At 70.7% G+C, this 21,918-nt stretch carries 24 protein-coding genes, 1 tRNA gene and 1 pseudogene; 9 read left to right on the top strand and 17 right to left on the bottom strand.

Annotated features, from left to right (window positions below; genetic code table 11):
• Window positions 1–118: 118 nt before the first annotated feature.
• Entirely contained in the window at window positions 119–658 is a 540-nt protein-coding gene (locus BXY45_RS20235) for a CGNR zinc finger domain-containing protein (RefSeq protein WP_109776336.1), read from the bottom strand.
• Between the two features lie 100 nt (window positions 659–758).
• Window positions 759–1,619 (bottom strand): CPBP family intramembrane glutamic endopeptidase, encoded by an 861-nt coding sequence (locus tag BXY45_RS20240; RefSeq protein ID WP_109776337.1) that lies wholly within the window; start codon window positions 1,617–1,619, stop codon window positions 759–761.
• A 120-nt stretch (window positions 1,620–1,739) separates the two neighbouring features.
• On the opposite strand from BXY45_RS20240, the gene BXY45_RS20245 reads away from it, so the two are divergent.
• Window positions 1,740–2,429 (top strand): hypothetical protein, encoded by a 690-nt coding sequence (locus BXY45_RS20245; protein ID WP_146211298.1) that lies wholly within the window; start codon window positions 1,740–1,742, stop codon window positions 2,427–2,429.
• Window positions 2,430–2,495: 66 nt separating this feature from the next.
• Here BXY45_RS20245 and BXY45_RS20250 read toward each other — a convergent pair whose 3' ends face one another.
• Window positions 2,496–3,788: an ATP-binding protein gene (locus tag BXY45_RS20250; protein WP_109776339.1), complete on the bottom strand. Its 1,293-nt coding sequence runs from the start codon at window positions 3,786–3,788 to the stop codon at window positions 2,496–2,498.
• A 154-nt stretch (window positions 3,789–3,942) separates the two neighbouring features.
• On the opposite strand from BXY45_RS20250, the gene BXY45_RS20255 reads away from it, so the two are divergent.
• Together BXY45_RS20255 and BXY45_RS20260 are read left to right on the top strand one after the other, a co-directional pair.
• Entirely contained in the window at window positions 3,943–5,523 is a 1,581-nt protein-coding gene (locus BXY45_RS20255) for a PAS domain-containing protein (RefSeq protein ID WP_170131643.1), read from the top strand.
• Window positions 5,524–6,615, top strand: coding sequence for a SpoIIE family protein phosphatase (locus tag BXY45_RS20260; RefSeq protein WP_342799590.1), 1,092 nt, complete (start codon window positions 5,524–5,526; stop codon window positions 6,613–6,615). It abuts the gene before it with no gap.
• Between the two features lie 95 nt (window positions 6,616–6,710).
• Here the strand turns inward: BXY45_RS20260 and BXY45_RS20265 are convergent, their stop codons facing one another.
• A complete protein-coding gene (locus BXY45_RS20265; protein ID WP_109776342.1) occupies window positions 6,711–7,451 on the bottom strand; it encodes a tyrosine-protein phosphatase in 741 nt (246 codons plus the stop codon).
• 84 nt (window positions 7,452–7,535) lie between these two features.
• Here BXY45_RS20265 and BXY45_RS20270 point away from each other — a divergent pair.
• Both BXY45_RS20270 and BXY45_RS20275 read left to right on the top strand, forming a co-directional pair.
• Window positions 7,536–7,623: transfer RNA gene (locus BXY45_RS20270), tRNA-Leu, on the top strand.
• Between the two features lie 190 nt (window positions 7,624–7,813).
• Window positions 7,814–9,259, top strand: coding sequence for a site-specific integrase (locus BXY45_RS20275; protein ID WP_109776343.1), 1,446 nt, complete (start codon window positions 7,814–7,816; stop codon window positions 9,257–9,259).
• 83 nt (window positions 9,260–9,342) lie between these two features.
• Here the strand turns inward: BXY45_RS20275 and BXY45_RS20280 are convergent, their stop codons facing one another.
• From BXY45_RS20280 to BXY45_RS20295, 4 genes are all read right to left on the bottom strand, one after another.
• A complete protein-coding gene (locus tag BXY45_RS20280) occupies window positions 9,343–9,588 on the bottom strand; it encodes a helix-turn-helix domain-containing protein (protein WP_109776344.1) in 246 nt (81 codons plus the stop codon).
• A 482-nt stretch (window positions 9,589–10,070) separates the two neighbouring features.
• Window positions 10,071–10,814 carry an ArsR/SmtB family transcription factor gene (locus BXY45_RS20285; protein ID WP_109776345.1) on the bottom strand — a complete coding sequence of 248 codons (744 nt, stop codon included), beginning with the start codon at window positions 10,812–10,814 and terminating at the stop codon, window positions 10,071–10,073.
• Window positions 10,815–10,878: 64 nt separating this feature from the next.
• Window positions 10,879–11,250: an amino acid-binding ACT domain-containing protein gene (locus BXY45_RS20290; protein ID WP_109776346.1), complete on the bottom strand. Its 372-nt coding sequence runs from the start codon at window positions 11,248–11,250 to the stop codon at window positions 10,879–10,881.
• Complete coding sequence (locus tag BXY45_RS20295) at window positions 11,250–11,696, bottom strand: OsmC family protein (protein ID WP_109776347.1); 447 nt, start codon at window positions 11,694–11,696, stop codon at window positions 11,250–11,252. The genes BXY45_RS20290 and BXY45_RS20295 overlap by 1 nt, the downstream gene beginning before the upstream one ends.
• A gap of 636 nt (window positions 11,697–12,332) precedes the next feature.
• On the opposite strand from BXY45_RS20295, the gene BXY45_RS24950 reads away from it, so the two are divergent.
• Window positions 12,333–12,779, top strand: coding sequence for a GDSL-type esterase/lipase family protein (locus tag BXY45_RS24950; protein WP_484283104.1), 447 nt, complete (start codon window positions 12,333–12,335; stop codon window positions 12,777–12,779).
• Between the two features lie 43 nt (window positions 12,780–12,822).
• Here the strand turns inward: BXY45_RS24950 and BXY45_RS20305 are convergent, their stop codons facing one another.
• The 9 genes and pseudogenes from BXY45_RS20305 to BXY45_RS20345 form a co-directional block, all read right to left on the bottom strand.
• Window positions 12,823–13,737: an arginase family protein gene (locus BXY45_RS20305; RefSeq protein WP_109776349.1), complete on the bottom strand. Its 915-nt coding sequence runs from the start codon at window positions 13,735–13,737 to the stop codon at window positions 12,823–12,825.
• Window positions 13,738–13,868: 131 nt separating this feature from the next.
• Complete coding sequence (locus BXY45_RS20310) at window positions 13,869–14,501, bottom strand: LysE family translocator (protein ID WP_170131645.1); 633 nt, start codon at window positions 14,499–14,501, stop codon at window positions 13,869–13,871.
• A 298-nt stretch (window positions 14,502–14,799) separates the two neighbouring features.
• Window positions 14,800–15,012 carry an antibiotic biosynthesis monooxygenase gene (locus BXY45_RS20315; protein ID WP_109776351.1) on the bottom strand — a complete coding sequence of 71 codons (213 nt, stop codon included), beginning with the start codon at window positions 15,010–15,012 and terminating at the stop codon, window positions 14,800–14,802.
• Complete coding sequence (locus BXY45_RS20320; RefSeq protein ID WP_109776352.1) at window positions 15,009–15,755, bottom strand: transporter substrate-binding domain-containing protein; 747 nt, start codon at window positions 15,753–15,755, stop codon at window positions 15,009–15,011. The genes BXY45_RS20315 and BXY45_RS20320 overlap by 4 nt, the downstream gene beginning before the upstream one ends.
• Window positions 15,756–15,890: 135 nt before the next feature.
• The gene (locus BXY45_RS20325) at window positions 15,891–16,610 is read right to left on the bottom strand and encodes a dienelactone hydrolase family protein (RefSeq protein ID WP_109776353.1); all 720 of its coding nucleotides are present in this window, start codon (window positions 16,608–16,610) and stop codon (window positions 15,891–15,893) included.
• A gap of 99 nt (window positions 16,611–16,709) precedes the next feature.
• Window positions 16,710–16,979, bottom strand: a pseudogene (locus BXY45_RS20330) (carboxymuconolactone decarboxylase family protein); the annotation flags it as partial.
• A 158-nt stretch (window positions 16,980–17,137) separates the two neighbouring features.
• On the bottom strand, window positions 17,138–17,788 hold the full coding sequence (locus BXY45_RS20335) for a gamma carbonic anhydrase family protein (protein ID WP_109776355.1): 651 nt from the start codon (window positions 17,786–17,788) through the stop codon (window positions 17,138–17,140).
• Between the two features lie 143 nt (window positions 17,789–17,931).
• Window positions 17,932–18,717 carry a TSUP family transporter gene (locus BXY45_RS20340; protein ID WP_109776356.1) on the bottom strand — a complete coding sequence of 262 codons (786 nt, stop codon included), beginning with the start codon at window positions 18,715–18,717 and terminating at the stop codon, window positions 17,932–17,934.
• A 21-nt stretch (window positions 18,718–18,738) separates the two neighbouring features.
• On the bottom strand, window positions 18,739–19,314 hold the full coding sequence (locus BXY45_RS20345) for a MarR family winged helix-turn-helix transcriptional regulator (RefSeq protein WP_170131646.1): 576 nt from the start codon (window positions 19,312–19,314) through the stop codon (window positions 18,739–18,741).
• A gap of 65 nt (window positions 19,315–19,379) precedes the next feature.
• Here BXY45_RS20345 and BXY45_RS20350 point away from each other — a divergent pair, with 65 nt between their 5' ends.
• From BXY45_RS20350 to BXY45_RS20360, 3 genes are all read left to right on the top strand, one after another.
• Entirely contained in the window at window positions 19,380–19,718 is a 339-nt protein-coding gene (locus tag BXY45_RS20350) for an antibiotic biosynthesis monooxygenase family protein (protein ID WP_109776358.1), read from the top strand.
• Between the two features lie 646 nt (window positions 19,719–20,364).
• A complete protein-coding gene (locus BXY45_RS20355; protein WP_109776365.1) occupies window positions 20,365–20,982 on the top strand; it encodes a LysE family translocator in 618 nt (205 codons plus the stop codon).
• Between the two features lie 60 nt (window positions 20,983–21,042).
• Window positions 21,043–21,558: a GNAT family N-acetyltransferase gene (locus tag BXY45_RS20360; RefSeq protein ID WP_109776359.1), complete on the top strand. Its 516-nt coding sequence runs from the start codon at window positions 21,043–21,045 to the stop codon at window positions 21,556–21,558.
• Window positions 21,559–21,918 lie beyond the last annotated feature (360 nt).

Genomic DNA, 21,918 nt, shown 5'->3' on the forward strand with positions numbered 1-21,918 from the left:
GTGGCCCACGAGTGCTGCACCTGCTCCATCCGCGAACGATGACGTCATGCCCTTGACCAGTTCAACCATGACACCAGCGGGCTCAGGCACAGGGGTCGGGCAGTCGACCCGCAACCCATCACGGACGCGGCACTCGCGCTCGGTGGCGCCGAACCGCAGCGCGGTTGGCGCACCGCACCGAGCAGTACCGCTGACGCCCGTTGCGAGTGACGTCGACGACGACGTTGACGCACGCGTCACCCACCTCCGGCCCGGCGGCGCAGCGCCGTAGCCGGTGCATCCCCCGGGTCGTCAGGTGGAGCGCGGTACCCACGCTGATGACCGCCGCCAGCACCGCCGGCAGCGACTGACCGGGGTCGCGGTAGTGCAGGTGCCAGCCCTCCCTGTCGTGGTCGGTCAGGCGCGGGTAGGCCGCCACCGCCGCCATCTGCGCGTTGAGCAGACGGGCGCGCTCGTCGTCGTCGTCCGCATCGACGACCGTCAACCAGCTGTCGAGCACCGCTCGGGTCTGCTCCAGGTCCCCCGGCGCTGACGGGAAGGGCATGGTCATGCCGTGCTCACGGGTGCGCGCCACCAGCTGCTCGCGCGTGGCGGGCCAGTCGTTGGCCAAGGAGGCGGCGAGGAGCACCGCGTACTCGCCGTAAGGGTTGAGGTGCATCCAGGGATTACATCAGCGATAGCGGCCGTGGCCACGTGCCGGTGTCCGAGCCCGGCACCGAAGGATGCGGGGGGCGGGGGGGCAGGTCGTCGACGACGCCTCAGCGGACCAGCGCTCCCGTGAGCAGCATCCCCAGCGCCGCGGCGTTGACGCCGATGTGCACCCCCGCCGCCAGCCATGTCGAGCCGGTCCGCTCCCGGACCCACGCGACAGGCAGGGTGGCCAGCCACACCGTGACCCAGGACGACGGCTGCCACAGGTGGTAGACCGCGAACAGCGCACTCCCCAGCATCACCCTCGCCCAGGGGCCGCCCGGCAGCAGCGGCTGCAGCAAGCCGCGGAAGATCACCTCCTCCACGACGGGACCGACGACGACGGCGACGACCACCCACATGCCGAGGACGAGGGCGAGGTTCACGGGGGAAGCGGAAGGAGCGGCGAGCAGGTCGGCCACCCCCGTGGACGGCCACGTCGCGAACCAGCCCCAGCGGTGCGCGGCAGCTTCCACCGGCAGTCCGGCCAACGGCAGCACTACCGCGACAAGCATGGCCGGGAGGCCCGCCACGAGCACCTGCCTGGCGCGCGGACGCCGCAGGCCCAGCCGGTCACGAAGGTCCACGGGGTTCACCGGGTTCATCGGGACCGTGACCCCGTCCAGCGGGGTGCGGTCACCCCCGTGAGCACAGACGATGCCCTCGGCGGCCAGTCGCCGTCGTAGTGCCGCCCATGCCAGCACGGGCAGCACCGTGCCCACGAGGACGAGCAGCAGGAACACCGGCGGCATCCCCCACCGGGTGGCCGTGGGCGCGAGCGCCAGCCACGGCACCGCGATCGCCATACCCATCACCGCGTGGTGTGCGAGCACGACCCCGACGGCGGACGGGCGTCGCACGGGCGCGGCGGCGTCGTCCTCGGCGTGGTCTCCGGGTTGGTCCCCGGTGAGCATCGTGTCGGTCGTCATGGCCGCAGGGTCAGAGGCAGTCGACTCAGCCCACCAGGGGTTCTGCTGAGTCGACCGACGGCTACCGTCGCGGGGCCGCGACGTGTGGCGCACAGCGGTGACGGCGAAGGGGCGGCTGCGATGGGGACGCTGGACGGTCCGACGAACACGTCTCCGGCTCGTGATCCCGAGGCTCGGGAGGTCCGGCTGCGCGACGCCTCAACGGTGCGTTCCCTGCTGGACCCGTTGACCCGGCAGGTGCTGGCGATCTTCTGCGGGCGGTCGGTGGAGACCGCGCAAGCGGCCCGCGAGCTGGGATGGAGCACCGAGCGCACCGCCCACCACGTCGCCAGGCTGCACCGCGCCGGGGTGCTGCGGGAGGTGTCTCGTCGTGAGCACTCCGGGCGCGCCGTCGTCACCTGGACCGCACCGCAGGTGCTGCGCGGCTCGTTGGACCTGCTGCCCGAGGCCGATGTCACCGCCGTTTTCGACGAGGTCGACGCCGCCGGACGGAAGCCCTTCCTGCAGGCACTGGCGCGAGCTGCTGTGCAACGAGGGCTGCTGAGCTGGGACGTCGTCGTCCATCGGAAAGACGGTGAGGAGGGCGGGCTGCGGCTCTCGGTTTCACCCGAGGGAACGCGGTGGTTGCCCGGCGATGCCACCGAGCGCGCGGAGCAGGCGCCGCCGGTGGTGCTGTCGTGGCTCCCCCTCGCGCTGAACGCCGACCAGGCGCGCCGCCTCCAGCAGACGCTGCTGGACCTGGCCGCCGAGCAACCCGTCGCCACGGGCGCTCCGACGCACCTGTGCGGGCTCTTCCTCACGCCGCTGTGAGGTCAGGGCGCGCGGCTCCGCGCGCCCTGACCTGATGAGCTCCGGCTCAGCCTGCCCCGAGCACGGTCACAGGCGCGCCAGGGTCGTGATGTCCTCGGCGAACTCCGCGGCGGTCTCCGCCGAGACGGTGGCACGGGTGCTGGCCACGGCTCGCAAGTAGTCCTGCGTGGTCGGACCGTCACCGACCACGTCCCCGCTCGATCCCGACTCCGCCGCCCGAGCCAGCGCGTGCTCCATCGCCGCCTGGGAAGCGCGGCGCGCGGCGAACTCGATGTCAGCCGGTGAGAACCCCTCGCTGTGGGCCACCACCTCGGCCAGATCGACGTCCACGGCACCCGCAGGTAAGTACGCCTGCCAGATCGCGTGACGGGCGGCGGCGTCAGGCAGGCCGATCGGCAGCACGTAGTCGAAGCGCCCGTGCCGCAGGAACGCCCCATCGATGGCACGGATGAAGTTCGTCGCGCACACCAGCAGCCGACCCGGCTGCTCCCGGAACGCCGGGATGATCTTCAACAGCTCGTTGGTGACCCCCTGCAGCGGCGAGGGCGGCTCCCCGCCGCGGCGCCCGGCGATCTCCTCGACCTCGTCGATGAAGACGACGACGTGCTCCAGCGCCGCGATCTTCGTGAACGTCTCCCGCAGCGCCCCGGCCAGCCCCGCCGGGTCAGCGGCCAGCCGCGAGGGGAAGACCTCCACGAACGGCCACTCCAGCCGCGAGGCGATGGCCTTGGCGAAGGTGGTCTTGCCGGTGCCGGGAGGACCGAACAGGACGACGGCGCGCGGCGGCGCTACCCCGAACCTGTCGGCCACGTCGGGGTGAGCCAGCGGGACCACCAGCCGCCGCTCCAGCAGCGACTTCTCCTCGGTCATCCCGCCGATGGCGTCCCAGCGGTCGCGGGAGAGCATCCGCCCGCCCAGCTCCCCCAGCAGCGCCACCTCGGCGCGCTGCAGCGGCAGGTCACGCTCGAGGTAGTGCAGGTCCTTCTGGATGGTGAAGCCCTGCCGCGCGAAGGCCTCCAGGGCCACCTGGTCATCGGCCAGCAGCGCTGACAGCTTGGTGAGGCCGGTGCCGGTCATCTCCCGCTCCAGTGCGGCCAGCAGCCGCGGACCGAGCGCCTCGTGACCGGGGGCGGTGCCCAGGAACACCACCCAACCCTGCGCGTGCGCGGCGCGCCCCACCACCGCACCCACCAGGCGGCCCGCGTCGTGGGCGACCACGGCGTGGTCCTTCTCGCAGGAGGCCAGCACTTCCGCCAGCCCGTACACAGGCTGCCCCGCCGAGCGACTGCTGGCCTCCCACAGCGCGAGCACCCCCTCGACGTCGTCGGCATGAAAGGGGCGCATCGTCACGCGGCTCATGGCGGTCATCCTGCGGTGTCGGCCACGTCGGGGGCTACCAGGTGCGGCTCGGTGCCATAGGGGACCGCATGGGTGGGTTCTGACGAGCTGGCCTCATGGCGGTCACCCGCAGGGGGGACCATCACGGCGGCCCCGCGCGGAGAGGATGTGTCCGATGAGCAGCGAGCCGGCCCACGGGCCCACGACGCGCCAGGCACTGTGGGACCTGTCCGCGGCAGCCGCGGGCATCGGCACCTACGTCCTGCACCTGCCCGGCGAGCAGCTCGAGGTCGACGACCGCCTGCTGGAGCTGTCCGAGCTGAGCCGCGCCACCTTCAGCGGGCGCCCCGCTGACGTCTACGCCAACGTGCACCCCGACGACGTCGACGACGTCGTCGCCCGTGTCCAACGCGCGATCGCCAGCGCCGGGACCTACGCCGCGGAGTACCGCATCGTGTTGCCCGGCGGGGGTCATCGCTTGGTCGCTGCGCGCGGGCGGATCCTCACCGACGAGCAGGGTGCGACAACCGCGCTGGTGGGCGCGGTGTATGACGTCACCGAGTCCCGTGAGGCCACCGCCCGCACCGCCGCCGTCCTGGAGACGATGGCAGTGGGGTACCTGGCCCTGGACGCCGACTGGTCCGTCACCTACGTCAATGCTGCCGCCGAGCACATCGCCCAGGCGAGCAGAGCCGACCTGGTCGGGCGCAGCTTCTGGGAGGTGTTCCCGGCCACTGTCGGCACCGAGTTCGAGCGCAGCTACCGCCACGCGGTGGCCACCGGTGAACCAGTCAGCTTCGACGCTTACTACCCCGCGCCGCTGGACGTGTGGGTGGAGGTGCGCGCCGTCCCCGCTCCCGACGGCCTGGCGCTGTACTTCCTGGACATCACCGAGCGGGTCCAGTCCCGCGCCGCCGCGGAACGGGCCGGCGCCCGGCTCGCCGCCCTGGGCCGCATCGCGCTGTCCTTGAACGACGCCGAGAGCCTCGAGGAGCTCGCCGTCATCATGGCCGAGCAGGGTCAGGCGGCCTTGGACGCCGACGGCGGCGCCGTCGCGGTGCCGGACCCGAACGATGCCGAGCAGCTGGTGTCCTACATCTCCTCCAGCCTGGGTGAGCGGACCCGCGCGCAGTACAGCCGGATGCCCCTGGACGCCCACCTGCCGGTGACGCAGGCTGCCCGCACCGCCACGAGGGTGCTCATCCACGACCTCGCCGAAGGGGTCGCCTTCGGCCCGGTGCCGGAAGAGGTCAGCGTGACGACCGGGTGCCAGGCCTGGGCATGCCTGCCGCTGGTGGCGCGCGGCCGGCTGCTGGGGGTCCTCAGCGTCGGCTGGAAGCAGCCGCAGCAGTTCGAGGGTGAACAGCTGGAGCTGCTGGAGACCTACGCCGCCCAGTGCGCCCAGGCGTTGCAGCGGTTGGAGGCCCGCAAGGCCGAGCGCGCCGCAGCGGAGCAGGCGCAGGCAGCCGCTCTGGCCGAGCGCGCCAGCGGCCAGCGCCAGGCCACGCTGGTCGCCATCGCGCAGGCCCTGGCCGATGCCGACACCCGGGACGGCGTGCTGACGGTCTTGTCCACCTGGGGCGCGTCCCTGCTGGGCGCCAACGGGTGCGGACTGTGCCTGCGCGAGGCCGACGGAGCCCATGTGCTCACCTCGGTCACCGACACCTACGCCGAGGTGGGCACCAGGCTCCAGCGTGTCCCGGCCGACTTCCCCCTGCCCGTCATCCGGGCAGCCACCACGGGAGCTGCCTTCTAGCTGGACGACCGGGAGCAGACCGAAGCCGCCTTCCCCGGCTCAGCGGCGCTGTACGCCGAAGCAAACGTGCATGCCTGGGCCGCGGTGCCGCTGCAGGGACGCCGCCAGCTGCTGGGGTGCGTGACGCTCGGCTTCACCGAACCCCACTCCTGGAGCGGCTCCGAGCGTGAGCTGCTGCAGGCCTTCGCGGCGTTGACCGCTCAGGCGCTGGACCGCATCGGCGCGCACGCGGCCGAGCATGCCGCCCTGGCTGAAGTCGCCGGCATCGCCGAGACCCTGCAGCGCTCCATGCTCACCGCTCCGCCCGAACCGGACCACCTGCAGATCGCGGTCCGCTACGCGGCCGCATCCAGCGCTGCTGAGGTCGGTGGGGACTGGTACGACGCCTTCGTCACCTCCGAAGGGCTGACCACGCTGGTGGTCGGAGACGTCACCGGCCACGACATGCGCGCTGCCGCCGTGATGGGGCAGTTGCGCAACCTGCTGCGCGGGATCGCCTTCACCCTCGGTGAGCCCCCCGCTCGGGCGCTGGCGGCCCTGGACCGGGCCGCCGCCGGTCTGGGCATCGACACCGTAGCCACCGTGGTCATCGCCCAGATCGAAGTCGACGAGGCCCACCGCGCGGCGGGCACGCGGCTGCTCCGCTGGTCCAACGCCGGGCACCTTCCTCCGCTGCTCCTGACCGCCGAGGGCGCTGTCTCCTACCTTCAGCCGGACGACTCGGACGTGGTGCTGGGCTGGGACCCGAGCACCGACCGGCACGACCACGAGCTCGTCCTGCCCGTAGGGGCGACGGTGCTGCTGTTCACCGACGGCCTGGTCGAGCGCCGCGGCGCCAGCCTCGAGCACGGTCTCGCGTGGCTGGCCGGCGCCGTCGCGGAGCTCGCGGACGCGCCGCTGGAGGAGCTGTGCGACGCGCTGCTGGAGCTCGTCGGTGACCACCTCGACGACGACGTAGCGCTGCTGGCGCTGCGTGCCTACGCCGAGGACGAGCCCCGCCCTGCTGAAGCCGGCCCTTCCCACGTGCCCGCGGGGCACGAGGCCGTCCAGGCGGCCAGACCCGAGAACGACGCCCCGTCGGAGGGCTCGTGAGGTCGTCGGGACGACGGGCACGCGGAGATCGTCTTGGAAAGCGGTCCATCGGCGAGACCCCTGGACGGCCGCCACGTCAACCTTCAGGGCAACCGCTACGTCACCGTCTCTCGCCAGCTGAACAGCGCCCGACGGTCATCTGCGCTGACGTTGGCCCCCGACAGCACCGTGTCGAGGTCCACGTTCTCCACCGCATGCCGGAACGCGCCTTCGGTCGTCGTGCCGTGCGCTCGGCACAGCGCCTCGAGTGACGCCTCCTCGTTGTTGCGCTTCATCGACGCGGCGCGCAGGTCCCCGAGACGCACAGTCTCGAGGTAGTCATCGACGATCTCGTCATCTCGAGTGCCGATGGCCTTGAGCAGCAGCAGCGCGATCAAGCCGGTGCGATCACGTCCGCCCATGCAGTGGAACAGCACTCCACCGGGCGGAGCGGAAACGACAGCTGACAGGGCCGCCGCTGCCCGCTCGGGCATCGCCTCCAGGTGCGGAAGGAAGTAGAGCGCCGTCCCGACGAGACCGTTGTCCCAGTAGTCCTTCCAGAACTCGTGGTTCTCGAGCCCGTCGAGGTCGACCTCGACCGTCGTCACCCAGTCAGGCCGTTCGGCGAGATCCCGCGCGCGCTCTGCGGGTTGGCGCAGGTCAACGATGGTCCGGATTCCAGCGGCGTACAGCTGCTGCCAGCCCGCCGGGGTGAGCCAGTCCACGTTCTCGGAGCGGTAGAAGACCCCTGTCGGCGTCAGGGTGCCGTCGTCCCGCCGCAATCCGCCGAGGTCGCGGGCGTTGACCAGTCCCTCTGCTCGCAGCGCCCGGTCGGCTGGCTGTTCGGCGTCGGCCATGGCAGCACGGTAGGCGGGGCGCGCCGTACCGGTGGGTGGGGCCAAGGAGCCCCCGGACCAGGTGCTAATGTCATCACCGCACTCGTCCGGGTGGCGGAATAGGCAGACGCGCTAGCTTGAGGTGCTAGTGCCCGTATAGGGCGTGGGGGTTCAAGTCCCCCCTCGGACACCATTTGATCATGCTCTGACCAGCAGGTTCTCCGCTGGGAAGCCCTCGATATCCGCATCGTGTGCAATTTCGTGTGCAGTTGTGCCCTGGGAGCGTCCGGGCAACTGCCCCGAGCTGCGCTCGGTCCGTCGTCGTCCCTGGAGCCCGTGGCCTGATCGCCGCCGGCCGAGGCCGGCGGCGGAAGGAGCCCCGCATGGCCCGCCGGTCAACCACCCCCACCACCACCCCTCGCACTGCCACGCGCCCCAGCGCACGAGCCGCTCGGGCCCCTCGTGCGGCGAGCACCGGCCGCTCGGCGAACGGCTCCGGCAGCGTCGTGGCGCGCCAACGAGCCCACGACACCGTCTACGACGTCTTCTGGACCTACTACGACGACGACGGCGTGCGCCGTCGCGGCTCGGCCCGCGGCTTCGCCACCGCCAAGGAGGCCGAGAAGCACCGCCGCTCGGTGACCGCCACCGTCGACTCCGGCCGCTACGTCCCTCCGGCTCAGATGACCGTGGGCCAGTACCTGGCCGAGTGGATCGAGGGCCAACGCCTCAAGCCCGCAACCATCTCGGGCTACCGCCGCAAGATCCGCCTGCACATCGAGCCGCACCTGGGACGGCTGCCGCTGGACCAGCTGCGGCCCCTGCAGCTCAACAAGCTGTACCGCCACCTGGAGGCCCGCGGACGCGCGAACGGCGGGCCGCTGTCGATGTCCACCGTCCGCGAGGTCCACAACATCCTGTCCTCGGCGCTCACCGACGCCGTCAAGGCAGGGTTGCTCGCGGACTCACCCACGCGCCGGGCGGACCCGCCCACCGAGCGCGAGTGCAAGGCCCGCCGCCCGGAGATGACCGTCTGGACCGCCTCCCAGCTGCGGCGGTTCCTCAAGGCCAACCGCGGCGACCACTACTACTCGATCTGGCACGTGCTGGCCGCGACCGGCCTGCGCCGCGGTGAGGTGCTCGGCCTGAAGTGGTCCGACATCGACCTCGAGCACGGCGTGATGTCCGTGCGCCGCTCCCTGGGGTACGCCGACACACCGATCGGGCAACCGAAGCAGCTCGTGTTCGGGCCGGTGAAGAACCACGGCTCCCACGTCATCCACATCGACCCCGAGACCGTCCGCGTGCTGCGCGAGCACCGCGCGGCCCAGGACGCCGACCGCGCCGCGCTCGGTGAGCGGTGGGTCGACCAGGACCTCGTCTTCGCCCGCGGGACCCTGTGGCTACGCGCCGGGGCATGCGCCGGCTCGCCGCTGGACCCCGAACGCATCTCCATGTCGTTCAAGGTGGCCCTCACCCGCGCCGACGTGCCGCCGCTGCGGCTGCACGACCTGCGGCACACCTGGGCCACGCTCGCCCTGGGCGCGGACGTGCACCCCAAGATCGTGCAGGAGCGGCTGAACCACTCCAGCATCTCCATCACGCTGGACATCTACTCCCACGTCGTGCGCGGGATGGACGCCGATGCGGCAGCCACCGTGGCGAACCTGTTCGCTGACGATGCCGACGACGATTCCGCTGAAGGCGGTGAGGACAGCTCCGCCGACGTCGATGCGGGGACGGCGCCGACGCCGGGTGGTGTCGCTGCAGCAGCCTCAGCCGAGGCCGTCAGGCCCCGGAGCCTGCGACGACGATCCGCGACGTCGTAGCGCTGCGGGCCTGAACCGCGGCGCTGAACTGCGCCGCCGGTCCGCGCCCGAATCGCGCGACGCGTGGCCCGGTGGGCGAGGGGTCAGCTGACCCGTCGCTCACCGGGCCGTCGTGCGTCCTCCTGTCGCGGGCCGGGCTGCGGCTGGCGCTGCGCCTCGACCCAGTCCTCGATCTCAACGGCGCGAAAGCGCAGCGACCTGCCGATCCGGAACGTCGGAAGCTGGCCGACGTTGTCGTAGACCCAGCTCAGCGGCACTCCGAGCAGGTGTGCCACCTCTCGGGCGGTCAGCAGTGGCTCGAGGGACGGTGTGGCGATCCTGGGGTTCACGGAGCCTCCGCTCAGCAGGTGCGCCGTGGAGCACGGCAGCGGACCCGTCGAGCCTGACCCGACCCCGTTGCCTCGATGCTGCGCCCGGCAAGCGGAGTGCTGAGGCCCGAGCAGAGAGCGGTTGCCCGTTCGATGACCAGCGGTGACAGCCCGGCGGCACCGCGGGTCGAGGCGGTAGCCGGATCTCGTCCAGGGAGCATCACGCGGTTGCCTGGACGCTCTACCGGCCCGGCTTCTGGGGCTCTGTGCTCGCGTGACGGCCGGGGCCCGCTGTCGGCGTCGCCTCCTCCAGTAGCCCGGTACTGCGAGGTCTCTTGGGGCTGCTCATCGACCTCGTAGCAAGGCATTGTCGGCGCCTCGAACCGATTGCCTCAGCGATTGCCTTCAGCTACAAGGACGTTCTCATGCAGTCGTCGGCTGGATACGGGGCGCGGGCCCGGCGCGGTCGGGATGCTTGGACGGGAGGGTGCCGTCGCCATTTCCTACCGTGAGCCTGCCGCTGCGGATCCTTCCCCCGGCGCATGGTCCGGCGCCGCGGCCTGGCGCGTGGCGGTGAGCCCGAGCAAGCGGGCCTGCCCGGTGTCGGTCACCCTGACTGCCCGGGTGTCAGACCTGCGGAGCACCCAGCCGTTGCTGACGAGGGCCTCCAGCACCTGGGCGCCGACCTGCCCGGCCACGTGCGCCCTGCGCCCCGTCCAGTCCAGGCAGCCTCGCGCCCATGGGCGAGGCCCCGTCCCCGGGTGCACCCCCAGCAGCTCCACGAGGGGCCCGGCGGGGAAGGGCTCAGGAGCATCGACCCGCATCCCCACGTGCAGCGGGGGGATCACGTGCGCCTCGACGAGCACGTCGGTCAGGTGCAGACCCAGGTCCCCGGCAAGGTGGTCGTAACAGGTCCGGGCAGCCCGCAGCTCGACCGAGACTCGCGCCTGACGCAGTGATCGCACCGGGGCGCTGGGCGCGATGACCTGCAACGCCTCGACCGCGCGCGCCACATCGTCACTGGCCAGCCGGTACAGGCGCTGACGTCCCTGGTGTTCCACCTGGACGATCCCGGCCGCCAGGAGGACGGCAAGGTGCTCGCTGGCAGTGGAGACGGCCACACCCGCGGTCTGGGCGAGCTGTCCGGCGGGGACCTGCCTGCCCGAGAGGAGGGCCGCCGCGATGCGGGCACGTGCGGGCTCCCCGAGCGCTCGCGCGGGGACGGCGATGTCCGGCTCCGGGCTCATGTCTGCTGAATCATGACAGCCCGGTCCACGACGAGTGCAGCGATGCAGGTGCTGAGGGCGCCGGTTACGGCGTCAACGCGGTCCGTGCTCGTTCGGCCTGCTCGGGGTGATCCACGACGAGGACCTTGCGGTTGTCGTGGTCGCTGTACTGGGCACGCAGGGCTACCTGCGCCTCAGCGAGCTGCAGCATCATCCGTCCCAGAGCTCCGGGTACGTCTGCGTCCAGAGCGGCGATGAACACTGGACGCACGGTGACCGGTCCCAGGCCCGCCTGCTCCAGCGCCTGCTGCGCGGTTTCTGCGTCGTCGACGAGGTAGTGGGCTTGGCCGGACCACATCCCACCCCCTTCGAGGCTGATGCCTGCTGCCCCAAGCACGCGGCCGATGGCGTGCAGGGACTGTGCCCCGTGCGGGGCGGGGATCTCGATGTCGTGCATCAGAGGATCTCGATGGTCGGCTCGAGGAGGACCTCGCAGGTCAGGGTGTTGGCGATGTAGCACTGCTGGTGGGCCTTGTGCAGCGCCCGCTCCACGCGGGCGGTGGTCGTCGCGGTGGCGGTGACGTGGGGTCGCAAGGTCATCGTCGTCAGGCGCATTGGCTTCTGGTCTTCTGGCATGACGGCGTCGGCGTGGTCTTGGTAGCCGACCACGGTGATGCCGCTGCGTGCGGCCACGGCCAGGAAGGACAGCATCTGGCAGGAGCTGGCTGCAGCGACCAGGAGCTGTTCGGGGTTGGGCAGGTCTGGGTCACCGTGGAACGCGGCGTCGGCGCTGAGCGACATCGCCGTGGCGGCCAGGGTGACCTCGTGGCGGCGGTTGTAGGTGTCGTAGTCGGTGGTGGTCCCGGACCAGGTCAGGGTGCTGTTGTAGGTGTGGGTGGTCATGGCGGTGACGGTATGGGCGGGAAGCTTCGGTCTGGCCCGAAGCGTGACGGGCCGACTCGCCACCGACGAGAGCTCGATCGGCCTGTGGATGGACGCTGAAGACTGTGCCGCTAACCCACCGCTGGTCGGTACGCCTGAGCCTCCTGAACCCGTCGCCGCCGTCGGTCGCGATCATGTTCCGCAGGGGATCGCCTACCGGAAGCGCGTCACTAAACGAAGCATTCGTCCGACGGGCTCTCAGCCCTACAGGAGAAGCGCTCCAACTCCGGCCAGCACGACACCCATGGACAATGCCGCCACAAGGAACCGCCGCCGGAGTCTGACGTCGACGCCAGCGTTGCGCGCGCCGACGCCAAGGACCAGGAGCAGTCCGACCAGAAGCAGGAAGCTCCCTGCGGTGAGCAGGATGATCCCCACCGTCGACATCGCCGACCGTCCTTCCGTGACACAGCGACCAGCCGTCGGGCCGATCTTGGAGCCTTGGCCGGCTGCTCAGCAACCGACGCAGCCTCTGTCGCGATCAGGTCGGCGGCCGTCCGTTCGGGACGTTCCGCTGCTGGGTTGCCGTCCTGTCAGCGTGTCGCTGACCGTCACGAAACGTGCAAAGTCAGGGCAGTGGCAGCCAAGGCCGCAACGGTGAAGCTCTTCAAGCTGCCGCTCGTCCCAGATGACCGTCGACAGTGCGGCCTGCCATCTTGGAGCGAGGTCGGAACGTCGACACCGCTCGGCAACGACGGAGCTCACATCGGGGCGCCCGTACAGCAGGTCCTTGAGGGGGCCGGCGCAGACCCAGAAGGCGCTCCGGGACGGCGAGTTTCACTGGTCCTCGCACCACCAGGACCAGATGGGGCCGCGCCGATCGCGCACGCCTCCCACAACGCCAGCACCGCCGTCGTCGAGGTCCTTGCGACCCTGTGCGCGCAGCGCGAGGTGCCGTTCGTGAGCACTCTGGCGCACCTGCAGGACGACGACGTGTGGATGGCTGAGGTCGCCGCCGGGGACGGCGCCCACCCAAGCGTGCGGGGCTATGAGGTCATAGCCGATCTGCTGTGGCCGCACTGGCAGCGCTGGCTGGCCGGGTAGCCGACGGCCTCGCTACCCGGCGATTCCAGGTCCGGCGGCGCCGTCAGCGGTGGGTGATGCCGAGTGCGTCCAGGACGGCCGGAAGGACTTCGGCCGAGTGGGGCAGGGCAGGTACGTGCTCGGTGATGGTGACCCCGACCAGGTCCCCGCGCTGGCGCAGCACGGTCAAGACGTCGATGAGCTCGGCGACGGACAGACCGTTCGGGGTGGGGCAGGCAACGGCGGGGAAGGCTTGCGGGTCCAGCACGTCCAGGTCCAGGTGGATGTGCAGTGGGGCGCCTCCGGGCAGCCAGCGCTCCACTCTCTGCTGCAGGTCGTTGAGCTCGCGCAGACGCTGCGGGGAGAGCAGCTGCAGGTCGTGGTCGCGGATGTAGTCGGCCTCGGCGTCGTCCAGGTCATGGGTCCCGACCAGCAGGCAGCGCGAGGGGTGCAGCTGGGGGTGCGGTGCGTGGTTACTGGTGGCGTCGGTCGGGGACCCGGGGAGCAGATCGGGGTGTCCCTCGCCCAGCAGGGTGCGCAGCGGCATGCCGTGGGCGCGTCCGCTGGGGCTGGTCTGAGGGGTGTTGAGGTCGGCGTGGGCGTCGACCCACGCCACGTGCAGGTCGGGGTGCTGGCGGTGCAGGTGGCTGACGGCGGGGATGTCGGTGCTGCAGTCACCGCCGAGCAGGAGCAGGCGCTGGGGGTTCTTCTCGCGCAGCGCGGCGGCGGTGAGGTGCAGGTGCTCGCTGACTGCGTGCAGGGCGACGACGGCGCCGTGGGCGTCGGGCTCAGACACCGCGGTGTTCGTGGGGTCGGGTGCCTGGGCCGGCCTGGCGGGAGCGTCCACGAGCATGTGGTCGCCGCTGGGATCGACGAGGTCGGCGAGGGCCGTGGCGCCGTCGGCGACCCCGGGGTGGCCCCCGCCCTGCCAGAGCGGGACGACGAGGAGCAGGTCAGCGTCGAACGCCGGAGTGATCACGCCCAACTTCTAGCGCACGTCGCCGCCTCCGTGCACGACCGTGCCGCTGCGGATCGGGCTCCAGCGTGTTGCTGCGGATGGTCGTCCGGACGGCTGCCCAGGAGGTCTGCCGGGCCCAGCCAGCAGACCGCTCAGATGCCTCTGGCGGAGGCGGTGAAGAGCAGGCGGAGACCCAGCGCGCTCAGCACGCCAGCAGCGGCACGGTCCACCCACACCTTCGCCCGGGCGTAGGCGCCGCGGGCTCGCCGCACGGACATACCCATCGCCACTGCGCTGTACCACGAGGTTTCCACGGCGAAGACCGCCGCCGGTAGCACGACGTAGAGCCAACGAGCGGATGAGGCAGGTAGCAGCGAGGCGAAGACGCTGGCGTAGACGATGGCCGTCTTGGGGTTGCACAGCTGCACCACCAGCCCCCGCAGGAACGGTGAGCGCAGCAGCTCGGTGGGCGCGTCGCTGACCTGCGGTAAAGGTGAACGCGCTCCGCGCCAGACCTTCAGCGCCAACCACAGGATGAACAGCGCTCCCATGACCTTCAGCACCACGTACAGCCAGTGCACGCTCTGCAGGAGGGCGATCAGACCGCCCAGGGCCAGGCAGGCGAAGACCAGACCTCCAGTGCCGATGCCGAGTGCCACGCGCAACCCCGCCGCGCGGGAGGTGGCCAGAGAGGTCTGGACAGTGACGACGAAGCTGGGGCCTGGACTGATGGCGCCGACCAGCAGCGCGATGCAGATGGTCAGCAGAGCGGTCAGCTCCAGCACGGGGCCCTCCAGGAGTCGATGGCGCGCGATCCTCCATCGTGCGGCCGCGGGCAGTTACGCCACCAGCAGCGGATCAGACGGCGACGATCAAGAACCTGCCACCTTGCTGGACGCCGAGGCTCATCTCACTCAGGAGATTTCTGACGGGAGCGGCGTGCCGGTGCTGGATCCTTGAGCGGGCTGCGACCAGCGAGGTAGCGCTGCCCGCTGCTCGTCACTCAGCGATCAAGAAGTGCCGAAGGGCCAGTGGCTCCCGCAGCAGCGAGCCCTCGTCAGGGAAGGCCACCGGCTGCTGGCGCTACTGCTGTCCGGCGTAGTGCACCAGGGCGGCCTCGTCGCGCCACCAGCTGACGTACTGGACGCGCGGTACGTCGTCGAGGTCGACCTGCACCTCGTGGCGGACCAGCCCCGGGTGCATCTGGGGGAAGTCGGCGACGAGCTCGCGCAACCGGACCATGAACTCCTCGACCCGGTCGCCTCGCACCCAGGCCTGCGACACCCTGACGATCACCGCGGTCCCCCTCCCCGTTCGACGGCCCGCACTCGTGGCACGGGCCAGCAGCCGGGGTCCGCAGACGGCTCACCGGGCGCACCTGCCGGGAGCAGTCCCTTCATCGCGGCATCGAGGGCGGTGGCCACCGCAGGGTCTGCGCAGGCGAAACCACCGACGGCCGGCGGCGTCTCCTCATCGCCGACCACCACGCACCGCAGACCCTGACCGGGATGGGCACTGAGGTGCTGCTGGTGGGCCAGCGCCACGCTGGCGTAGGCGTCGACGTCTCCTGCCAGGAGGGCTGCCCGCGCCTGCTCGTAGGTGTCCAGCACCACGAGCTGCTCGCTGAGGATCCCGTTGTCGAGGGCGTGGCTGACCTGCACCTGATCTCGCAGCACCGCGACACGATCGCCTGAAACGGCCAACGAGCGATACCCCAGCACGGCCTGCGCGCTGGTGCTTCCGCGGCTGGTCGTCTCCTCGGGTTCCACGCGCACCAACAACCCGTCGCGCAGGGTCCAGATGGGTCGGGTGAAGTGGGCCCGGCGGCTGCGTTCGGCGGTGATGAACATGCCGGTGGTGACCTCCCAGCGGCCGTCGAGCAGCCCGGGGAGGAGCTCGGAGAAGGTGGTGTGGACCGGTTCGAACGGCTCGCCGATCTCGGAGAAGGCGGCACGGGCCAGGGCGATGTCGCACCCGGTGGGCTTGCCGTCGTCGTCGAGGTAGCCGAAGGGCCGTTCGTCGATCCAGGCGAAGCGCATGGGGCTCCGATCTCCTTCGTGGTGGTGAGCGGTGAGGCGATCAGACGGCGAGGTGAGGAAGGTGCCTGCCCTCCGGGACTGCTGATCGCTTGTCGATCCGGGCCTCGCCGACGAGCGTCGATCATGCCGCGCTGATCACACCTGACGAGTCGCCGAGGACCGCGTAGGTCCCAAGTGCTTCTCGTTGTGGAGGAGCTCGGCGCTGCGCAGGTGCTCGACGGTGAGCCGCTCGCACTCCTCGGTCGCCGAAGCGCTGTGCCGCGCATCAGTCGCATCGAGGGCGAAGGCGTGCTCCAGCTCGGGATAGACGTGCACCTCGACCGTGGGTTCACCGACGCGTCGACACTCCATGACCCTCGCCAGCGCTGCTGGTGGAGTGAGAGGGTCCCGTCCGCCGTACAGCCCCAGCCACGGGACCCTGAGCTCGTCCAGCAGCTCCACCCCTGGTGCCAGGTCCGGCCACGGGGAGACCTCCAAGCCGCCCCCGTAGAACGTGACTGATGCTGCGAGGGGCAGGTCAGTGGTGGCCGCCCACAAGGCGATGGAACCTCCCATGGAGTAACCGAGCACGCTGGTGCACGGCGGTGGACCGGGGAGGCCGCCTGGGGGTGTGATGGCGGCGGTCAACGTGGCGGTGATCGATGAGCGTGACAGCGCTGCGCGCGCTCGGAAGGCCGCTGCCTCGTCGGGCGCGTGCGCGGGCAGGCCGACGGTCTCGTAGAAGCTGGGGACCACGACGTGGAAGCCGTGCTGGCGCCAGGTGGCCGCCTTGGCTCGAAGCGCGGGGGTGATGCCCCAGATCTCGTGGCAGAGGATGAGCACGTGCTGGGTGCTGGCCGTTGACACGTGCAGCATCTTGGCTCAGTGGGCAGGTCCGGTAGGGCCGGCGGCGTTCCCGCCGGGGGCCATCACGCTCGCCTGAGTCAGGCAGGTGACCGGCCTGCCTCAGGCGCACTACGGCGCCGCTGCGCCATGACTGTTCGGTCGGTTCGCCCCTGCTGGAGCGCCGAGCTCCTCGCCTCTGAGCTCCTCGAGGAACCGCAGAGCCTGGCGCGCCAGCGGCAAGGTCACCGATCTGCCACCGATGAGCAACACGACGAGCGCTTCGTGGAGCTGCTCGCCTGCAGCGGCCAACTGCACCAGCTGCTGCAGGTCGTAGGCCACGCAGTCTCCGCAGGCGGTGGCGAAGGAGATCGCCAGCCCCATCAACTCCATTTGCTCCCGGCTGAGGGTCCCGCCTCAGTAGGCCTCCTCGTCCGGCGCCGCGACGGCTCGCGCGCTCCTGCTGAATGCCAGCAGGCGGGCGTTACCGGACCTGCGTTCGTCATCGAAGTCCGCGGGGGTGCGGTGTAGGCACATGCCGACTCCTCGGGGTCGGGTCGTCAGTGAGCGACGTCGGAGGTCTCAGCCGCCCCGACGGCATCGGCGTCCTCAGCCCCGTCAATGAGCTGGTCGCTGCTGTGGGCTGCGTACCACTGGCTCTGACGAGCCATCGTGACGCGCGCTGGGGTGCCGCGGGGGACGCCGTAGACGGTGCCGGGAAAGTCCAGTCCCTCCTGCACCGCCCAGATCGCCTCGTGCTGGTCCGGGGGAAGGATCGACGCTGGAGCACCGACGGCGACCCACCCGATCGGCACCATCGCCCCGGCGTCCAGGTGGGTGTTGACGTGCACGACGCCGTGGATGCGCACTTCCACCCCCTCAGCCAGCGTGGCCCCGGGGAACAGTGCTGCCCCGGTGCCCAGGAAGCATCCGTCTTCGACGGTGGCGCCGTTGAGGTGCACGTGGGGGCCGATGAGTACGTCGCGGCCCACGCTCACCGGGTGGCCTTTGCGGGCGCGGATCAGGGCGTTCTCCATGACGACGCACTGTTCGCCGATGGTGATGACGCCGTCCTCAGCGGTCAGGACCGCGCCGTGCAGGACCCGGACGTCGGCGCCGATGCGCACGTCTCCGCTGATCACGGCGGTGGGGGCGATGGTGGCGCTGGAGTGGATCTGCGGGCGCTGCCCGCGGTGCTCGTAGGTCGGCATGAGGTCGTCCTCCGTGGGGTGTTGGGCGGGTTGAAGGCGTTGCGGGGAGCGGTTGGTGATGGGGTCAGCGGGCTGTCAGCGGCAGGAGGGCTGCGCTCCGGTGACGGCCGGGCTCGGCGGCTCGGCGGTCAGTCGTCAGTTGGTCAGGGGGAAAGGGCGCGTCCCAGCAGGAGCGCCCCGCCGAAGGCGCACAGCACCAGCACCAGCCCCCGCGCAGCTCGTGCCGAGACGCGGCGTGTCACGGGCACGCTGGTGGCCAAGCCCGCCAGCACTCCGACGGCCGCGGCGGCGACCGGACCTGCGTGGGTCGGCGGTCCCAGGAAGACCAGAGCGGTCAGGTTGATGGCGGCGAAGCAGGCCTGCAGCGTCGCGGTGGCAGTAGCTGGCGCCCAGCGGGCGTTCACCGCGTACAGCGCCGCTGCTGGACCGGCGACCCCGGCCAGCACGTTCATCACGGCTGCCGCCGTGCCAGCACCCAGGGCGCCCCAGCTGCTGGCCAGCCAAGGCCAGGAGCGTCCCGCGGCGAGCAGTCCCGCCGCGGCCAGGATCGCCAGCCCGGCAGCAGCCAGCGAGGTGCGACCCGTGAGCTGACCTGCCAGTGAGGCCGCGACCGGGGTGAGCGCGACGGCGGGCAGGCACAGGCGTGCACCGTCGCGCACGCGCACCGCGCGCCAGCCGCGAGTCAACATGGCCGCGTTCAGCACCAGGGAGGCGAGCACTGCCACGCGTACCCCCTGGTCGGGGCCGAGGGTGAGGATGAGTGCTGGCCCAGCGATCAGGACCAGACCGATGCCGGTGACGCCCTGGGCGAAGGCTCCCGCGGCCATGGCCGCAGCGACTGCAGCCAAGCTCGCGACCGGCCAGTCGAGGGGGCTGCCGACAGGACTGCCGAGGGGGTTGCTGATGGAGCTGGTCAGGACGTCGCTCATCGCGGCACCTGGTGGCGACGGTCATGAGCAGCCGGCGCACGGCGCCGGTGGCCCATCCGAGACGGCAGCCGGCGCCGAGGTGCCGGCGAGGCGGGCGCGGATGGCGCTGCCGACGGGGCAGTCCACGCCGCGGCAGGCGTCGTGCTCGCAGGTCCGGCAGATCCGCCACGCCTCTTGCTGGGTGTGCGGCATCCGGGCCAGCAGCACCTCCAACCCAGCGACGAACGCCTCCTGCTGACTCGCTGACAGGGTGCCCAGCAGCTCATCCAACAGCTGTCCACGCGCCTCCAACGCTCGCTCGGTGGCCTCGCGCCCAGCGGGGGTGAGGGTCAGGCCGCGGCTGCGCCCATCAGGTCCGGCGCCTCGTTCGAGCAGGTCCTTGTCGGCCAGGCGGTTCACGGTGCGCACCGCCCCGGAGTGGGTGAGGTCCAGTGATGCGGCCAGATCTCCGATGGGACGCCCTGGTCGCTCGCGCACCACCAGGAGTGCGGCTGCGGCGGTGTGGTCTAGGTGCAGGGTGCGTGTGAGGGCGTCACGGACGGCGTCGTCGACGGCGACGGCGAAGGCGCCGAGGAGGTTGGACGGGCGTCGTGGCACGGCATCATCGTGCTGAGTCATATGACTGGGTGTCAAGAAGGCTGGGTAGGCGTTACGGTCCCGGGATGCTGGATCTTGAGCCGCCGTACTACGCGGTGATCATCAATACGGTGTACTCCGCCGACCAGGAGGGCTACTTCGAGATGGCCGTTCGGATGGCGACGCTGGGGCAGTCCCAGCCGGGCTACCTGGGGCGGACGTCGATGAGCGATGAGGCTGGCGCGGAGCTGACGGTCATCTACTACCGCGATGAGGCCTCGATCCGGGCCTGGAAGGCTGACGCTGAGCACCTGACGGCACAGCGGCTGGGCAAGGAGCGCTGGTACAGCTCCTACGACATCCAGGTGGCTCGCGTGGAGCGCCGCTACGCCTTCAATGCCGCGGGTAGTCACGGCGACCACTGATCTGCAAGTACGGGAGGCGGAGCTCGATCCGGTGATGTCCCGGAACGCTGTTCACCGGCACATCCGAGGCCCTCGAAACCGTCATCGCCATGTCTCGCGACCGCGTTTCGCCCACCCTCCCCGTTCGGTCGGCGGCATGCTGACGGTCGCGCGGTGGTCGCTCAACGTGATCGCTTCGTCGCCGTCACCGCGGACGACCACATGTTGATCACCAAGAGCCCAGGCCGATCGCTGGGTCATCGCCTATTCGATGACCAGCGGCGGCAGCCCGGCCCCTCGATGCACCTCAGACCGATGCGCTAGCTGGCATCTTGTCGATGGAGCATCACGCGGTTGCCCGGACACTGACCGGCTGGACATCGGGGGTCCTCGCCGTCGAGCCAGAGTTGCGACCGTCGGTGCCCGCTGTCGGCGCCCCCTCCTGCATCGGCCCGCTACTCAAAGAACTCCTTCCCTGATGCGCGACCGCGACGTGAGGGGGTTGTCGGCGCCTTGGCCTGTTGACAAGATCCACCGAGAGTGAGGGTCTGACTCCCGCCTAGCCGACGCGGCGGCGCCCACTGGGCGGGGCGCCAGCGCCTCGTTCGCTCGACAAGAGCGTTGCTCGTCACCGGCCATGAGTGCCGTCGATCCGCAGGAGGCCCACGTGGAGCTGTCCGCAGTCCTGATCTTCGCCGGAGCTCTGCTGCTGAACTCCGGTACACCGGGTCCCAGCATCGCCGCGCTGGTCTCTCGTGTGATCACGAACGGCTGGCGCGACGTCGCCCCCTTCGTCGCTGCGATGTGGATCGGGGAGGTCATCTGGCTCACCACGGCGATGGCGGGACTGTCAGCTCTCGCACAGGCCTTCCAACCGGCCTTCCTGGTCTTGAAGTGGGCAGGGATCGCCTACCTGTGCTGGCTGGCCGTGAAGATGTGGAAGCAGCCCACCGAGGTCGAGCAGGGCGCCCCACTACCCCAGGGCAGTTCGCGACTGTCCATGTTCGGAGCCGGAATGGCGCTCACGCTGGGCAACCCCAAGATCATGGTCTTCTACGTGGCGCTCTTGCCGTCGCTGGTCGACCTGTCGAGTGCGCGGCTGTCCCAGTGGGCCGTCCTCGCCCCGGTCACCATGATCGTTCTCGCCAGCGTCGATGCCGCCTGGATCCTTCTGGCTCACCGAGCCCGTTCACTGCTGCGGACGCCTCGCGCCGTGCGCATCGCGAACCGCGCCGGAGCCACCGCGCTCGGGGGCGCTGCGGTCGCGGTAGCAGCACGGGGTTGAACGTTCGCTGCCCCGCGCCGCAGCGGTGGGCTCGAAAGACGGGCCGGCCCACGTGCTGGCATGCCATCCGGATCCAGGAGGGCGAGCCTCGTCATGTCTCGCGCTGACCTCGACGCCGCGAAGAACGTGAACATCAGGCGGGCCGTCGACCGCGATGCCGAGGCGATGATGCGCCTCACGCGCGATGCCTATCAGCGGTACGTCGAAAGGATCGGGCGTGAGCCGGCGCCGATGGTGGCTGACTACACCCAGCTGTGTGAGCCCGCGTGTGCCTGGGTCGCCGAGCATGAGGGGCGCATCGTCGGCGTCCTGGTCTGCGAGTGGGCCCCCGACCACCTGCTCATCGAGAACGTCGCCGTGCACGAGAGCGTCCGTGGCCGAGGTCTGGGCATCCGACTTCTGCAATGGGCGGAGCAGCAGGCGCAGGCAGCCGGCGTACGTCAGGTGCGCCTCTACACCAACGCGGCGATGCACGAGAACGTCGCCTACTACCCCCGCCGCGGATTCCGGGAGACGCATCGCACCGAGCAGGACGGCCGCCGCCTGGTCTTCTTCGCCAAGGACGTCGAGGCGTAGCGGCTGCTCCCACAGATGCTCGGACGCAGCCAAGGGGCCGTCGTCGTTGATGACGCGGATCGAGGGCGTGGGCGGAGGCATGCGATGGGCCGCCAAGCGGGACTGAGCCGGTTAGCGGCCGAGGCCCTGGAGCGGTTGCCCGTTTGGTTGCCCGCCGCCGGCGGGCGGTTGCCCTGAGCGGCTGCTGTGACGGTGCAGAGGGATGGTCACGTCGGCAGACCCCTCCCCGCAGATCACCTACCCAGAGCGTGCGGCAGCGGAGCGTGAGGAATGATCAGAACCTGTGGATGACCGGGCGGGTCGTACCTTCCCGGTGATCTCCACACCCAACGAGAAGAAGATCAGCGTTGCAGCGCTGTT

This window comes from Quadrisphaera granulorum (assembly GCF_003149145.1).
Taxonomy (GTDB): Bacteria; Actinomycetota; Actinomycetes; order Actinomycetales; family Quadrisphaeraceae; genus Quadrisphaera; species Quadrisphaera granulorum.

Excerpts from the sequence above, each read along its gene's own strand:
- BXY45_RS20235 (WP_109776336.1), bottom strand. The coding sequence starts at position 658 with ATGCACCTCAACCCTTACGGCGAGTACGCGGTGCTCCTCGCCGCCTCC.
- BXY45_RS20240 (WP_109776337.1), bottom strand. The coding sequence starts at position 1,619 with ATGACGACCGACACGATGCTCACCGGGGACCAACCCGGAGACCACGCC.
- BXY45_RS20245 (WP_146211298.1), top strand. The coding sequence starts at position 1,740 with ATGGGGACGCTGGACGGTCCGACGAACACGTCTCCGGCTCGTGATCCC.
- BXY45_RS20250 (WP_109776339.1), bottom strand. The coding sequence starts at position 3,788 with ATGAGCCGCGTGACGATGCGCCCCTTTCATGCCGACGACGTCGAGGGG.
- BXY45_RS20255 (WP_170131643.1), top strand. The coding sequence starts at position 3,943 with ATGAGCAGCGAGCCGGCCCACGGGCCCACGACGCGCCAGGCACTGTGG.
- BXY45_RS20265 (WP_109776342.1), bottom strand. The coding sequence starts at position 7,451 with ATGGCCGACGCCGAACAGCCAGCCGACCGGGCGCTGCGAGCAGAGGGA.
- BXY45_RS20275 (WP_109776343.1), top strand. The coding sequence starts at position 7,814 with ATGGCCCGCCGGTCAACCACCCCCACCACCACCCCTCGCACTGCCACG.
- BXY45_RS20285 (WP_109776345.1), bottom strand. The coding sequence starts at position 10,814 with ATGAGCCCGGAGCCGGACATCGCCGTCCCCGCGCGAGCGCTCGGGGAG.
- BXY45_RS20290 (WP_109776346.1), bottom strand. The coding sequence starts at position 11,250 with ATGCACGACATCGAGATCCCCGCCCCGCACGGGGCACAGTCCCTGCAC.
- BXY45_RS20295 (WP_109776347.1), bottom strand. The coding sequence starts at position 11,696 with ATGACCACCCACACCTACAACAGCACCCTGACCTGGTCCGGGACCACC.
- BXY45_RS20320 (WP_109776352.1), bottom strand. The coding sequence starts at position 15,755 with ATGCGCTTCGCCTGGATCGACGAACGGCCCTTCGGCTACCTCGACGAC.
- BXY45_RS20325 (WP_109776353.1), bottom strand. The coding sequence starts at position 16,610 with ATGCTGCACGTGTCAACGGCCAGCACCCAGCACGTGCTCATCCTCTGC.
- BXY45_RS20335 (WP_109776355.1), bottom strand. The coding sequence starts at position 17,788 with ATGCCGACCTACGAGCACCGCGGGCAGCGCCCGCAGATCCACTCCAGC.
- BXY45_RS20340 (WP_109776356.1), bottom strand. The coding sequence starts at position 18,717 with ATGAGCGACGTCCTGACCAGCTCCATCAGCAACCCCCTCGGCAGTCCT.
- BXY45_RS20350 (WP_109776358.1), top strand. The coding sequence starts at position 19,380 with ATGCTGGATCTTGAGCCGCCGTACTACGCGGTGATCATCAATACGGTG.
- BXY45_RS20360 (WP_109776359.1), top strand. The coding sequence starts at position 21,043 with ATGCCATCCGGATCCAGGAGGGCGAGCCTCGTCATGTCTCGCGCTGAC.